This window comes from Curvibacter sp. APW13, assembly GCF_032337135.1.
Taxonomy (GTDB): domain Bacteria; phylum Pseudomonadota; class Gammaproteobacteria; order Burkholderiales; family Burkholderiaceae_C; genus Allorhodoferax.
Genome location: NZ_JAVXZZ010000002.1, coordinates 34,488 through 47,895, shown reverse-complemented (window position 1 = coordinate 47,895; position 13,408 = coordinate 34,488). Strand labels below are relative to the sequence as shown.

General features: G+C 64.7%; 10 protein-coding genes and 3 tRNA genes. 2 read left to right on the top strand and 11 right to left on the bottom strand.

Annotated features, from left to right (window positions below):
- Positions 1-93 precede the first annotated feature (93 nt).
- Genes RQP54_RS08555 through hemC form a run of 5 tightly spaced genes read right to left on the bottom strand, consistent with a single transcriptional unit; the run spans position 94 to position 5,230 of the window.
- A complete protein-coding gene (locus RQP54_RS08555) occupies positions 94-1,143 on the bottom strand; it encodes a GGDEF domain-containing protein (protein WP_315677825.1) in 1,050 nt (349 codons plus the stop codon).
- A gap of 45 nt (positions 1,144-1,188) precedes the next feature.
- Positions 1,189-2,469, bottom strand: a complete 1,281-nt coding sequence (locus RQP54_RS08550) for a heme biosynthesis HemY N-terminal domain-containing protein (protein WP_315677824.1) — start codon at positions 2,467-2,469, stop codon at positions 1,189-1,191.
- A 2-nt stretch (positions 2,470-2,471) separates the two neighbouring features.
- A complete protein-coding gene (locus tag RQP54_RS08545; RefSeq protein ID WP_315677823.1) occupies positions 2,472-3,521 on the bottom strand; it encodes a uroporphyrinogen-III C-methyltransferase in 1,050 nt (349 codons plus the stop codon).
- On the bottom strand, positions 3,518-4,306 hold the full coding sequence (locus RQP54_RS08540) for a uroporphyrinogen-III synthase (protein ID WP_315677821.1): 789 nt from the start codon (positions 4,304-4,306) through the stop codon (positions 3,518-3,520). The genes RQP54_RS08545 and RQP54_RS08540 overlap by 4 nt, the downstream gene beginning before the upstream one ends.
- A 3-nt stretch (positions 4,307-4,309) precedes the next feature.
- Positions 4,310-5,230: a hydroxymethylbilane synthase gene (gene hemC, locus RQP54_RS08535; protein WP_315677820.1), complete on the bottom strand. Its 921-nt coding sequence runs from the start codon at positions 5,228-5,230 to the stop codon at positions 4,310-4,312.
- A gap of 88 nt (positions 5,231-5,318) precedes the next feature.
- On the opposite strand from hemC, the gene ppc reads away from it, so the two are divergent.
- On the top strand, positions 5,319-8,171 hold the full coding sequence (ppc, locus tag RQP54_RS08530; protein ID WP_315677819.1) for a phosphoenolpyruvate carboxylase: 2,853 nt from the start codon (positions 5,319-5,321) through the stop codon (positions 8,169-8,171).
- A 17-nt stretch (positions 8,172-8,188) separates the two neighbouring features.
- Here ppc and RQP54_RS08525 read toward each other — a convergent pair whose 3' ends face one another.
- Both RQP54_RS08525 and RQP54_RS08520 read right to left on the bottom strand, forming a co-directional pair.
- Positions 8,189-8,959 carry a LytR/AlgR family response regulator transcription factor gene (locus tag RQP54_RS08525; RefSeq protein WP_409997544.1) on the bottom strand — a complete coding sequence of 257 codons (771 nt, stop codon included), beginning with the start codon at positions 8,957-8,959 and terminating at the stop codon, positions 8,189-8,191.
- Complete coding sequence (locus RQP54_RS08520; protein WP_315677818.1) at positions 8,956-9,996, bottom strand: sensor histidine kinase; 1,041 nt, start codon at positions 9,994-9,996, stop codon at positions 8,956-8,958. Before RQP54_RS08520 ends, RQP54_RS08525 begins: the two co-directional genes overlap by 4 nt.
- A 40-nt stretch (positions 9,997-10,036) precedes the next feature.
- Between RQP54_RS08520 and argH the strand changes: the two genes are divergently transcribed.
- Positions 10,037-11,497, top strand: coding sequence for an argininosuccinate lyase (gene argH / locus RQP54_RS08515; RefSeq protein ID WP_315677817.1), 1,461 nt, complete (start codon positions 10,037-10,039; stop codon positions 11,495-11,497).
- A gap of 134 nt (positions 11,498-11,631) precedes the next feature.
- Here argH and RQP54_RS08510 read toward each other — a convergent pair.
- From RQP54_RS08510 to gltX, 4 genes are all read right to left on the bottom strand, one after another.
- Positions 11,632-11,708, bottom strand: a tRNA-Asp gene (locus tag RQP54_RS08510).
- 51 nt (positions 11,709-11,759) lie between these two features.
- A tRNA-Glu gene (locus RQP54_RS08505) sits at positions 11,760-11,835 on the bottom strand.
- 33 nt (positions 11,836-11,868) lie between these two features.
- Positions 11,869-11,944: transfer RNA gene (locus tag RQP54_RS08500), tRNA-Ala, on the bottom strand.
- Between the two features lie 77 nt (positions 11,945-12,021).
- Positions 12,022-13,407, bottom strand: coding sequence for a glutamate--tRNA ligase (gene gltX, locus RQP54_RS08495; protein ID WP_315677816.1), 1,386 nt, complete (start codon positions 13,405-13,407; stop codon positions 12,022-12,024).
- Position 13,408: the final 1 nt, after the last annotated feature.

The window sequence follows — 13,408 nt, the reverse complement described above, 5'->3', positions numbered from 1 at the left end:
GTCACCCACCAATGAAAAAGGCACCGCAAGGTGCCTTTTTCATTTCCAGTCGGGGCGAGAAAAAGATCGGTGCTCTGCAGGAGACCTATCGCCTCAGGCCCCCTCGCTCGCCAGACCGCGGCGCAACAGATCCGGGTGGCTGAACACCTGGTTCTTGCCGTGTTGCTGGGCATAGTCCACCGCACTCTCAGCGCGTGCCAATGAGGTCTGGGGCGAGTCGTCGGGCGTGATGCGCGTAAAGCCTGCGCTGATCGTGACGCGTCCGACCTGCGGGAAGTTGAACTTCTCGATGTTGGCCCGGAAACGCTCGAAAGCAGCCAGCACCAAGGCCTCGTCCGGACAATGCATGAGCACACCGAACTCGTCGCCACCGAAGCGGTAGAGCCGGTCGTAGGTGCGGAAGGTGTTGTTGACGATACGGGCCACCAGCAGCAAGACCTCCTCGGCGACCACCTGTCCATGCTGCTCCTTGAGCGCCTTGAAATCGTCGACGCTGATCGCACCCAGCCAGTAGTTGGGGGGAACCCGGTGGCGGCGCTCCTTGCCGGGCGCCACAACCGTTTCCATTGCCTTGTCGGGATTTTCCAACTCGCCCAATTCATCGAGCACCGCGCGGTAGAAGGTATCGTCCAGCGACTTGCGATTGAGCAAGCCGGTGAGCGCATCGCGATCGCTGTAGGCCAGCAGGTTGTACATGTTGATGAAGACGTGGTGCAGGTCCCCAATCAGGTCCAGCTGGGGCTGTGTCAGGCTGCCGCCCGAATGCACCTCGATGACACCCTCTTCCTGGTTGCGGTTGTCCAGGAACAGCGGCAGGTAGCTGATGCGCGGTCCGTTGTCGCCCGCCCAGGCATATTCCACCACGCCCTTTTCCATCAGGCAGCGCATGCGGTGACGCTCATCCTCAAGCTTTGGCAACTGGTCGAAGTCAACCCGCAAGGGGTCCTGCACCTTGCCGCCACCACGGGCATCGAGGGTCACGATGTCAATCCATCGCTTGACGCCCTCTTCACTGACTACCTTGGAAATCAGCACGCGGTCGATGGGCAGCAGCTTCACCATGGCCTTGGCCAGGGTTAACTCCAGCAAGTCGCGATCACGGTGGTCCGTGAGCTTGATGAGGTGTTCGGTGAGGGATGTCATGGTCGCATAATAGCCATGATTGACCGCCAAGTCACCCGGCGCCGGTCAGGTTTTTGCGGCTTCGCGATAGGCCGTGAGCGCGGCGGCCATATCCTGGCGTTCTTCGGCCATGGCACCCAGATGCTGCCAGGCACGACGCCGCATGTCGGCATCCCTGAGCCCGCCCACCGACTGCTTGAGCAATTGCTGGGCCTTGCCCCACAGTTGCATGCGCATGCAAGCCACTCCGGCCAGATAGTTCCACAAGGCATCCGCCGGGTGCGCGGCCTGGGCCTGCTCGATGCGGCGCAACCATTCGGTGTCCAAGGCTGCATCTTCCTTTGCAAACAGCGTTTCCATCACCGCCACCAGCTGAACACGCTGAGCATCGTTGAGCCTTGCTGTGCCGACACCCGTGGCGGCCGACCACACCGGCATGAGCCAGCTTTGGGCCATGGCGGCACTGCCACCGCTCTGGGCCAAGCGTCGGGCTGCGAACAGCGCAACGTCGGGCATCGCTTGCTCCGCTGGATCGAGTCCGGCCCAGACGCGCTGCACTTGCACCGGGTCGTGGGTGGCTCCCAAGGCCTCGATGGCCAGGCCGCGGGCAATACTGGCACCCGCCAATTCGGAAAAGGCCCGGTGCTTGGTCAGCAAGCGAGCGGTGTCCAGTGCCAGCCGGGCATCGCCGGCCAGGCGCGCTGCCTTGAAGCGCAAGCGCAGGGCCAAGGTGCGCCGCGATGTCCCTAAAGGCAGCTGGTTTAGTTGCTCCAGGGCCTGTTCGGCCTGGCGATCATCGAAAGCCCAGCGCGCCCCGCGCAGGCGCACGCCATCGAGCAGTTCCTGCCCCTCACGGGTTTGGCTTGCCTGCAAGGCGCGCCCGAGATGGTTCTCGCGCGCACTGCGGTCCTGAACCGCATGGGCGCTCTCGGCAGCAATCAGGTGCGCCATGGCGCGCAGCCGGGTACCGAAAGGCAGCTTCTCACCGCCGCGCCCCAAGGCCTCATCCATTTCGAGCACACGTTCCGCAGCCTTGCGGGCCCGCACGAAACGCCCGCAGACCAGCAAGGTCAAGGCGTCCAGCAAGGCGGCATACATGGCGCGTTCGCGCTGGGACAGGCGCCAGCGTCGCGCCTGCTGGGGAATGTTGAGCAGCGCCGACACCGCATTGAACGCCGTATGCAGCACGACAAACAGTCCGGCGACGAGCACCACCGCGAGGTTGAACGAGAGATCGACGCGGTAGGGCTCCCAGAACAGGGTCACCGAGTCATGGTTATTGCCGGCAAACAGTGCAGCGACCACCGCCACCGCAAACAAGCCCAGCAACCACAGGACCGCGCGCATGTTCAACGCCCCGCCGCAGCCGTGGCCAGGGCCGCCAGCGTGTCATCCACACGGGGCAATTCCATGACCTTCATCTGCCCCATGACCTGCTGGGCCAAGGCCGTCGCCGTCTGGGTCTTTCGGGCCGCCGGGTCGAAGTAGCGTGTGATGGCGGTCGATGCCGTCGCCAGGTCAGAGCGCGCCGAGTCCAGCTGGCGCGACACCAGCCCCAGGCGCGCATTGAGCAGGCGCAACTTCAGGTTCTCCCGCAGGAAAAAGGCTTGCTCCGGCGCCACCAGACTCGCTTCCGGCGCGTCGATACGGCTCACCCGCACCAAGGTACGGACCTCATCCTGCAACGCCTGCAACCAACGCCAGGACCATTGCATCAGCGGTTCATCAGGCTGGCGTTTCGTTGCAGTGGTGTCGCGGTGCGCTCCCACGGCATTGGCCAGTGGCAATTCGTCGGCCAGCAGCACCAGCTCGTCGAGCTTGATCAGCAGGGCTGGCGTGTCGGCCACCACGCTCGACTTGACCTTTGCGAGGTCGCGCGCAATGGCGCGTTGCACCGGTGCCAGTCGGGGCTGTGCGGTGCGACCAATGCGCACCTCGGCCGCGCGCAGCGCTGCCAACAGCGGCTCCACCGAGCCGGTGAGCTGCGCCTGCTGCTGCGCCAGGCGCAGCGCGGATTCGATGTCGACGACCAGGTTCTCATCGCGCGAGCGTGACAGGCTCTGCATCAGTTCTTCGAGCTGTGAACGCTGCAAGGCCACTTCGGCCAGCTTGGCATCGGTGACGGCGAGCTTGGCTGCAGTTTGGGTCGCTGTTTCCACGGCCTGGCGTGCCTGGGTCCGGGCCTCGGCTGCGGTATTGCCCGCATCTTCGCTCTGGCGTGCGAGTTGTTGCTGCATGCCAGACACTTTCTGCCACAGCACCAAGCTGCTTCCCAGCGCCAGTGCCGCAATCACTGCCAGTGCCTGCAGGCGACGGTCCGACCACCACGGTGCGGCAGCGGCCACAGGCAGCGCCACGTCGCTGGCAGACGATTCGGTTACGGTGGGATCAGGGCTCATTGCAGGGATTGTATCGACGCTACCACGCTGTCCAGCGCTGGCCGCGTCGTACATACAAGCCCGAATCCAGCGGCCTGCGCAGCTTGGGCAATGCGCGGATGGGTGCACACGGCGCGCGCTTGCGCCCAGCCTTGCTCCGGCAAGGCCGTACGCAGATTGGCAATGGCTTCGGAGCTGCTGAACAACCAGACCGAACCATCCTGCGCGCATTGCTCCGCCTTGGCGCGCTCTTCGATGGACAGCACCGGGGCGACACGCTCGTAGACCACGACATGCTCCACCGTACCGCCGCGCGCCACCACCTGGGCGGCCAACCAGTCGCGGCCAACACCATCCTGGGAGGAGCTGCCCTGAGTGGTACCGCGCACCACCAGCAGACGAAAGCCAGCCCCGACCAGACCCTGCGCCTGTTGCCACAGGGCTTCCGAATCGAACTGGGCGCTGTCCGATGCCGGAGAGACGATGCGATCCTCGGCCACACCCTGGGCCAGCAAGGCCTTGCGGGTTCCCGGCCCCGGAGCAAACGCTATTGTTTTGCTAGCTGTCCACGCAGTATTTCGGCGGACCTCAGGCCAATTCAATGCAAAGAACGCATCCACCGCATTGGCGCTCACGAAGAGGGCTGCGCTCCACGGGCCACGCGCCCAGGTGGCGCGCACCGGCGCCGCATCTGCCACCGGGGCCACTGCGATGAGCGGCAAGGCCCAAGGCTGGTATCCCTGTTGCGCCAAGGCCGCCACCCAGGGCGCAGCATCGCGCGCTGGCCGTGTCACCACGACCCGCATGCTTCAGTCTCGCCCGGCTGTGTTGGCTGCCACGGCCTGCTGCAGATCGCGGGCCACGGCCTCGCCCAGCGCCAAGGCCTGGTCCAGGTTGGCGGCAGCACCGCTACGCTGCGCCTTGGCCAGCGCGAGCTTGCCGTCCGGGTCGCCCCAGACGGCACGGATGTCCAGCTGGTCACCCACCCAGACGGCGTGAGCAGCCAGTGGCATGGAACAACTTCCGCCCATGACGCGGCTAACCGCACGCTCTGCGGCCACGGCGAGCCAGGTGGGCTGGTGAGCCAGCGCAACAAGCACCGATCCGACATCGGCACGGTCACTGCGCACCTCGATGCCCAAGGCACCCTGCCCGGCGGCGGGCAGCATCTGCTCGGGCTCAAAAATCGAACGGATGCGCGCTACCAGTCCCAGGCGCTTGAGCCCAGCGGCTGCGAGCACGATGCCGTCGTACTGGCCTTCGTCGAGCTTGCGCAAGCGCGTGTCGAGGTTGCCCCGCAGCGGCTCAATCTTCAGGTCCGGGCGCAGGGCGCGCAGCAGGGCCACGCGACGCAGGCTGGAGGTCCCCACGATCGCACCCTGGGGCAGGTCTTCCAGGCGGGCATAGGTGTTGGACACCCAGGCATCGCGCGGGTCTTCACGTTCCATGACGCAGGCCAGATCGAATCCGGGCGGCAACTCCATGGGTACGTCCTTGAGCGAATGCACGGCCAGATCGGCGCGGCCCTCTTCCAGCGCCACTTCCAGCTCTTTCACGAACAGGCCCTTGCCGCCGACCTTGCTGAGGGAGCGATCCAGGATCTGGTCTCCCTGCGTGGTCATGCCCAGTAGCGAAACCGCATGGCCCATGCCTTGGAGCAAGGCTTTCACGTGCTCTGCCTGCCAGAGCGCCAGACGGCTTTCGCGCGTGGCGATGGTGAATGTCGTCACAGTCGTAACCTGTTTGTAATGGTTGGATAGCCTTCAATGCTAGCATGGGCTTTTCCACACCCGGCTTGATCCAGCATAGGAAGACACCATGAATTCCACGCCTGCCAAGGCATCTTCGCGCCAGACCAAAGACAACGAACGGCCCTTGCTGGACGACATCCGGTTACTGGGACGCATCCTGGGCGACGTCATCCGCGAACAGGAGGGGGTGGAAGCCTTCGAACTGATCGAGCGCATCCGCCTGCTGTCGGTGGCGTTCCGACGCGACGCCGACCACAGCGCCGATGCCGCGCTGAAGAAACTGCTCAAGGGCTTAAGCGGCGACCAGACCGTCAGCGTCATCCGTGCCTTCACCTATTTCAGCCACCTGGCCAACCTGGCCGAAGACCGCCACCACATCCGCCGCCGGGAAATCCACGAGCGCAGTGGCGACACCCAGGAAGGCAGCATCGATGTGGCCCTGTCACGCCTGCGCTGGGCTGGCATTGCGCCCGACGCCATCGCGCAAACGCTGGCGCGCAGCTACGTATCGCCGGTGCTGACCGCGCACCCGACCGAGGTACAGCGCAAGAGCATCCTGGATGCGGAACGCAACATCGCCCGGCTGCTGACCCAGCGCGATGCGATCGTGCTGCAGTCCGCCGCCTTCGGTGGCAAGAAGGACGCCCTGCGCCAGCGCGAACTGCAGGCCAACGAAGACCAGCTGCGGGCCCGCGTGATGCAGCTGTGGCAGACGCGCCTGCTGCGCTTTTCCAAGCTCACTGTGGTCGACGAGATCGAGAATGCCCTGAGCTACTACGAATCCACCTTCCTGCGCGAGATCCCGCGGCTGTATGCCAACCTCGAGGACCAGCTCGATGTGGGGCCAGTGCACTCCTTCCTGCGCATGGGCCAGTGGATCGGTGGCGACCGCGATGGCAACCCCAACGTCACCGCCGATACCCTCGAGTACGCCCTGCGCCGCCAGGCCGAAGTGGCCCTGCGCCACTACCTGACCGAGGTGCATTACCTCGGCGGAGAGCTGTCCATTTCCGCCCGCTTGGCCGACTGCACGCCCGCCATGCAGGCGCTGGCCGAAAGTTCGCCCGACACCAACCCGCACCGCCAGGACGAACCCTACCGCCGCGCGCTCACCGGCATGTATGCGCGCCTGGCAGCCACCCTGCGGACCCTCACCGGAACCGAAGCAGCGCGCCATGCCGTAGCTCCCCAGAACCCCTATGCCTGTGCGGAAGACTTTGCACAGGAGTTGCGCACCATTGAAGCCTCGCTGTGCGCCCACCACGGCCAGGCCCTGGTGCGCGAGCGCCTGCGCCCCTTGCTGCGCGCCGTGGAGGTGTTCGGCTTTCACCTTGCCACCGTCGACCTGCGCCAAAGCTCGGACAAGCACGAGGAAGTGGTGGCCGAGCTGCTTAGCGTTGCCCGCATCGAATCCGATTACAGCGCCCTGCCCGAAGACGCCAAACGACGCTTGCTGCTGTCGCTGCTCAACGATGTCCGCTCGGTCCAGGTGCCCACGGCCCAGTACAGCGCCCACACCCAGAGTGAGTTGGCCATCTTTGCCACGGCCCGGCAATCGCTGGCCGCCTACGGCCGCCATGCCATCCGCCACTACATCATCAGCCACACCGAGTCGGTGAGCGACCTGCTGGAAGTGCTGCTGCTGCAGAAGGAAGCCGGGCTACTGCGCGGCAGCCTCAGCGATGCCCCCGACCACCCCGCGCAATGTGACCTGATCGTCGTGCCGCTGTTCGAGACCATTGAAGACCTGCGCAATGCGGCACCCATCATGCGCGAGTTCTATGCCATGCCCGGCATTGAAGACATGGTGCTGGCCAGTGGCGCCGAGCAGGACATCATGCTGGGCTACTCGGACAGCAACAAGGACGGCGGCATCTTCACCAGCAACTGGGAGCTGTACCGGGCCGAGATTGCCCTGGTGGACCTGTTCGACGAGCTCAATGCACGCCTCGGTGCGGGCAAGCGCGTCCAGCTGCGCATGTTCCATGGCCGCGGGGGTACCGTGGGCCGCGGCGGTGGCCCCAGCTACCAGGCCATCCTGGCCCAACCCCCCGGCACCGTGCGCGGCCAGATCCGCCTGACCGAGCAAGGGGAGGTCATCGGCTCCAAGTACGCCAACCCCGAGATCGGCCGACGCAACCTCGAGACCCTGGTGGCGGCCACGCTGGAAGCCACACTGCTGCAGCCCACCAAGCCTGCCACCCGTGCCTACCTGGACGCAGCCGCCGAGCTGTCCAGCCACAGCATGGCGGCCTACCGCGCCCTGGTGTACGAATCGCCCCGCTTCGCGGAATACTTCTTCAGTGCCACGCCGATCCGCGAGATTGCCGAGCTCAACATCGGCTCGCGACCCGCTTCGCGCAAGGCCAGCCAGCGCATCGAGGACCTGCGCGCTATTCCCTGGGGCTTCAGCTGGGGGCAATGCCGCCTCACGCTACCCGGCTGGTATGGCTTTGGCTCGGCCGTGGAGCGCTTCCTCGAAGGCGGCGCCGGTGCAAAGGACGAAGCGGCGCAGCGCCTGGCCCTGTTGCAGAAGATGTACCGCCAATGGCCCTTCTTCCGCACCCTGCTGTCGAACATGGACATGGTACTGGCCAAGAGCGACCTGGCCCTGGGGTCACGCTATGCTGAGCTGGTGCCCGACGCCAAGCTGCGCAAGCAGGTGTTTGCCGCCATCGACAAGGAGTGGCACCGCACCACCAACGCACTGGAACGCATCACCGGCGACAAGCACCGGCTGACGAACAACGCCGCCTTGCAGCGCTCCATCCGCCACCGCTTTCCCTACATCGATCCACTGCACCACCTGCAGGTCGAGCTGGTGCGCCGTTACCGCGCCGGTCAGTCGGACGAGCGCGTGCAGCGCGGTATCCACATCTCCATCAACGGCATCGCAGCCGGCCTGCGCAACACCGGCTAGAGGGGCGCTCCCGCGCTTCAGCGCGAGAGCAACTCCTTGACGGCCTGCAGCTGGCGCCGCGACACCGCCACGGTGTCGTCGATGCCACGCAGGCGCAGCTGCCAGCCCTCGCCGTCGGCATCCTCGCCATGGTGCTTTTCCAGCGCAGTCACCGCCTGGACTGCCACCAGGGCATTGCGGTGCACGCGCATGAACCCGGGCCCAAAACGCTCCTCTACCTCGCTGAGTGCACCGTCCCAGATGTAGGAGCGCGCACTGGTGCGGACCGTGACGTACTTGAGTTCGGCCTTGAAGTAGAGAATGTCGCGCAGCGGAATCCGGTGGGTGCGATTGCGCTCCTGCACCACCAGAACCGCCTCGGCATCTGCAGCATCATCCGGTGCGTTCAGCAATTGGTGCCGCTGCACTTTTTGTAGCGCCGCACGCAGTCTTTCCAAGCGCACCGGCTTGGAAAGGTAGTCCACCGCATCAATATCGAAGGCTTCAACGGCGTGTTCCGTATGCGCCGTGACAAAGACCACCGCCGGTGAGCGCTCCCGCTCGCGCAATGCCTTGGCCAAGGCCAGACCGCTGGCGCCGGGCATGTGGATGTCGGCCAGCACCACGTCTACACGCTGGTGCTGCAGAATGTCCATGGCCTCCGTGGCACTGGCCGCCTGGGCCACCACCTCGGCGCTGGGATCGGTGCAATCGCCCAGCAGGCTGCACAGACGCGAACGGGCCAAGGATTCGTCATCAACCACCAGCACACGCAGCGCCATGGACTCGAGCGGGGTTGGTGCAGTCATAGTGGCACCTCGATGCGAACCTGAAACAGGCCATCCTTCATGCCGCTGCGCACCTGTCCCTGCACATCATGCATCAGGGCAATGCGTTCCTTGACGCTCTGCAGCGCGACACCGTGGCCGGCCACGCCCTGGCCACCGGGCACGGTGTTGGTGACCTTGATGACCACCGCCGAGCCACGCCGCTGTGTCGATACACGAACATCGGCACCGGTATCGCTCGGCTCCACGCCATGGCGGACTGCGTTTTCCACCAGGGGCTGCAACACCAGGGAAGGCAGCTGGGCCCGCTCGGCTGCCGGGTCCAGATCCCATTGCACCCGCAGTCGCTGGCCGAAGCGCACCTGCTCGATCGCGAGGTAGCGCCGGGCCAGATCAATCTCCTGGGACAGGCTCACCGTCTGGTTGGGGTCGCGCAGGGCCTGGCGGAACAGGTCACTGAGGTCTTCCAGCAGCGCCTCAGCCTTGGCGGGCTCGGTACGCACCAGCGCGATGGCACTGTTGAGGGTATTGAACAGGAAGTGCGGCCGGATACGGGCCTGCAGTTCCGCCAGCTGTGCTGCCGTGGCCGCGGGTGTGCGGCCCTTGGCCCGCATCCACAGCCCTGCGACCAGCAGCAAGGACAACCAGGCGCCGGAGGCGAACACCGCCGACCACGGCACCTGCTCCAGCAAGCCCGCCATCCACAGCAGGAAGCTGCCATAGGCAGCGCACAGCCCGCCCAGCAAGCTGGCGAGCAGCAACTGCACGCCAAAGGGCTGGCGCCCCAACAGGCGCTTGGCCAGACAGGCCGCCAGCAACCAAGCCAACGTGGCCGGCAGCGCGGCACCGGTGGCCAGTGAAAAGCGGAACATCCAGTCGAGCAGCCGTGTAGACGGGTACATCATGGCAATGCCCACGCAGACCTCGACAAAGAGAACGGCACGCAACACCACCCCGGTATGGCAGGCGTCGAACACGAGCAGCGACGGCTTGCGCTCCGGGGCCGGGTTGGCGCCAGAGGGCTCGGGGAAGACCGATAAAATTTGCGTATCTCTCATGCGCGACCGATTTTGCGCTCTACCTCACGGAAATCACACCATGTCCCAAAACCAATTCGATAAAAAATCACAGGCGTGGTCCGCCCTATTCTCGGAACCGATGAGCGATCTCGTCAAGCGCTACACCTCCAGCGTCTTCTTCGACAAGCGCATGTGGCAGGCCGACATCGCCGGTAGCCTGGCCCATGCGGAAATGCTCTCTGCACAGGGCATCATCGGCCAGGACGACTACGCCGCCATCCAGAAGGGCATGGCACAGATCACCCAGGAAATCGAGTCCGGCCAGTTCGAATGGAAGCTCGACCTGGAGGACGTACACCTGAACATCGAAGCCCGCCTGACCGAACTGGTGGGCATTGCCGGCAAGCGCCTGCACACTGGCCGATCGCGCAACGACCAGGTCGCCACCGATGTGCGGCTGTGGCTGCGCAGCGAGATTGACGCCATTGCTGCCCTGTTGGTGGAGTTGCAGCGCGCGCTGGTCGAAGTGGCCGAGCGCAACGTCGACGTCATCCTTCCGGGCTTCACCCACCTGCAGGTCGCCCAACCGGTCAGCTTTGGCCACCACCTGTTGGCTTACGTGGAGATGTTCGCGCGCGATGCCGAGCGCATGGCCGACGTGCGCCGTCGCGTGAACCGCCTGCCCCTTGGCTCGGCTGCCCTGGCGGGCACCAGCTACCCACTGGACCGCGAACGCGTGGCCCGAACGCTGGGAATGGTCGACGAACAGGGCAACGCCTGCGTCAGCCAGAACAGCCTGGATGCGGTGAGCGATCGTGACTTCGCCATCGAATTTTCAGCCGCTGCATCCCTCACCATGGTGCACATCAGCCGCCTGAGCGAAGAGCTGATCATCTGGATGAGCCAGAACTTCGGCTTCATCAAGATCGCCGACCGCTTCACCACCGGCAGTTCCATCATGCCGCAGAAGAAGAACCCCGATGTGCCCGAACTGGCACGCGGCAAGACCGGGCGCGTGGTAGGCCACCTCATGGGCCTCATCACCCTGATGAAGGGCCAACCGCTGGCATACAACAAGGACAACCAGGAAGACAAGGAACCCCTGTTCGACACCGTCGACACGCTCAAGGACACCCTGCGCATCTTTGCCGAAATGATTGGCGGCCAGTACAACGCCCAGACCCAGCGCAAGGAAGGCGGCATCACCGTCAACGCACCGGCCATGCAGGCCGCTGCGCTCAAGGGCTATGCCACCGCCACCGACCTGGCCGACTACCTGGTCAAGAAGGGTGTCCCCTTCCGTGACGCCCACGAAACCGTCGCCCATGCCGTCAAGGCCGCGTCCGAGTCCGGGCGTGACCTGGCCGAGCTGCCATTGGAAACCCTGCAAGGCTTCCATGCCAGCATCGGCAATGATGTCTATGGCGTGCTGAGCCTCTCCGGCTCGATGAACGCACGCAACGTGCTCGGCGGCACCGCACCTGTGCAGGTGCGTGCACAGATTGCCCGCCACCATGAACGCCTGGGCATGGCCGCTTGATCGGCCCACTGGGCAAGAACATCAAGGGCAGTCTCCGTGCTGCCCTTTTTTTGTCTGAAGAAAACGGAAACAGAAGTCAGGACGCACAAAAGCAAAAACCCTTGCAAGCTTTCACCTGCAAGGGTTTTTAGTTTTGGCGGAGTGGACGGGGCTCGAACCCGCGACCCCCGGCGTGACAGGCCGGTATTCTAACCAACTGAACTACCACTCCTGGTAGATAGCTTTCGCCTGCATCTCGCAACACAGGCCAAGCGCTACAACTTGGCGACCCTACGGGGATTCGAACCCCGGTACTCACCGTGAAAGGGTGATGTCCTAGGCCTCTAGACGATAGGGTCAAAACCTTGGACTAATCCGCTTCGGTATTTGATTGGTGGAGGTAAGCGGGATCGAACCGCTGACCTCTTGCATGCCATGCAAGCGCTCTCCCAGCTGAGCTATACCCCCAAATCCTGGGTCAACATTCACTCAGTTTTCACTGCGCTTATGTCGTTTACCGAAGACTCGAATTATATACATGTTTTTCAGGCCTTGGCAAGCTGTCCCAAAATTTTTTCTCTTTGGCTCAACTCCAGCATCGCGTCCAGCGACGGCGTCTGCGCCGTGCCGAAGGCGAGCACACGCACGGCCATGGCCAGTTGCGGCATTTTCAGGCCGCACTCGGTCAGCACTTCCTTGATGGCGGCGTTGATGGCCGCCTTGTCCCAGGCGCAGCTCTGCAGGCGGGTGGCCAGCGCCGCCACGGCGGGGCGCACGGCGTCGGTCACATGCTTGGCATGTTCTTCTTCGCTGGCGGCCACGTCGCCGTAGAAACGCGCCAGCCAGTCGGCCAGCGCCACCAGGGTTTCGCAACGGTCCTTGAGCAGGTCGCACAGTGCGGGCAAGCGTGCATCCGCGGTGATGCCACGCTGCGCCAGGAAAGGCTGCGCCAGCGTCGCCAGCGCCTCACCGGCCAAGCCCTTGAGGTGCTGGGCATTGACCCAGCGCAACTTGGTCTCGTCGAACTGGGCGGCACTGCGGCCGAGGTGGTCCAGGTTGAACCACTCCAGGAACTGGGCACGGCTGAAGAGTTCGTCGTCGCCGTGGCTCCAGCCCAGGCGGGCCAGGTAGTTCACCATGGCGTCGGGCAGGAAACCGGCATCGCGGTACCAGGTGACGGGCTTGGCGCCGCGGCGCTTGCTCATCTTCTCGCCGTCCTCGTTGAGCACGGTGGGCAGGTGGGCGTACACCGGCGGCTCCTTGCCCAGGGCACGGAAGATGTGGATCTGGCGCGGGGTGTTGTTCACATGGTCGTCACCGCGGATCACATGGGTGATGGCCATGTCCATGTCGTCCACCACCACGCAGAAGTTGTAGGTGGGCGTGCCATCTGGGCGGGCGATCACCAGATCGTCGAGCTCATCGTTGCTGAACTCCACGCGGCCCTTGACCTTGTCTTCCCAGGACACGGTGCCACCCTGGGGCGTCATGAAACGCAGCACCGGCTTCACACCTTGGGGCACGGGCGGCAACACCTTGCCGGGGGCCGGGCGCCAGGTGCCGTCGTAGCGCGGCTTTTCCTTGTTCGCCATCTGACGCTCGCGCAGGGCGTCGAGTTCTTCCACGCTCATGTAGCAGGGGTACACCAGTCCGGCGGCCTGCATCTGGGCCAGCACTTCCTTGTAGCGGTCCATGCGCTGCATCTGGTAGAACGGGCCTTCGTCGTGGCTCAGGCCCAGCCACTGCATGCCTTCCAGGATGACGTCCACTGCCTCCTGCGACGAGCGCTCGACATCGGTGTCTTCGATGCGCAGGATGAAGTCGCCACCGGTGGCACGCGCAAAGGCCCAGGGGTACAGGGCCGAGCGGATGTTGCCCAGGTGGATGAAGCCCGTGGGAGACGGGGCGAAGCGGGTACGAGTCTTGGTCATG

Excerpts from the sequence above, each read along its gene's own strand:
- RQP54_RS08555 (WP_315677825.1), bottom strand. The coding sequence starts at position 1,143 with ATGACATCCCTCACCGAACACCTCATCAAGCTCACGGACCACCGTGAT.
- RQP54_RS08550 (WP_315677824.1), bottom strand. The coding sequence starts at position 2,469 with ATGCGCGCGGTCCTGTGGTTGCTGGGCTTGTTTGCGGTGGCGGTGGTC.
- RQP54_RS08545 (WP_315677823.1), bottom strand. The coding sequence starts at position 3,521 with ATGAGCCCTGATCCCACCGTAACCGAATCGTCTGCCAGCGACGTGGCG.
- RQP54_RS08540 (WP_315677821.1), bottom strand. The coding sequence starts at position 4,306 with ATGCGGGTCGTGGTGACACGGCCAGCGCGCGATGCTGCGCCCTGGGTG.
- ppc (WP_315677819.1), top strand. The coding sequence starts at position 5,319 with ATGAATTCCACGCCTGCCAAGGCATCTTCGCGCCAGACCAAAGACAAC.
- RQP54_RS08525 (WP_409997544.1), bottom strand. The coding sequence starts at position 8,959 with ATGACTGCACCAACCCCGCTCGAGTCCATGGCGCTGCGTGTGCTGGTG.
- RQP54_RS08520 (WP_315677818.1), bottom strand. The coding sequence starts at position 9,996 with ATGAGAGATACGCAAATTTTATCGGTCTTCCCCGAGCCCTCTGGCGCC.
- argH (WP_315677817.1), top strand. The coding sequence starts at position 10,037 with ATGTCCCAAAACCAATTCGATAAAAAATCACAGGCGTGGTCCGCCCTA.
- gltX (WP_315677816.1), bottom strand. The coding sequence starts at position 13,407 with ATGACCAAGACTCGTACCCGCTTCGCCCCGTCTCCCACGGGCTTCATC.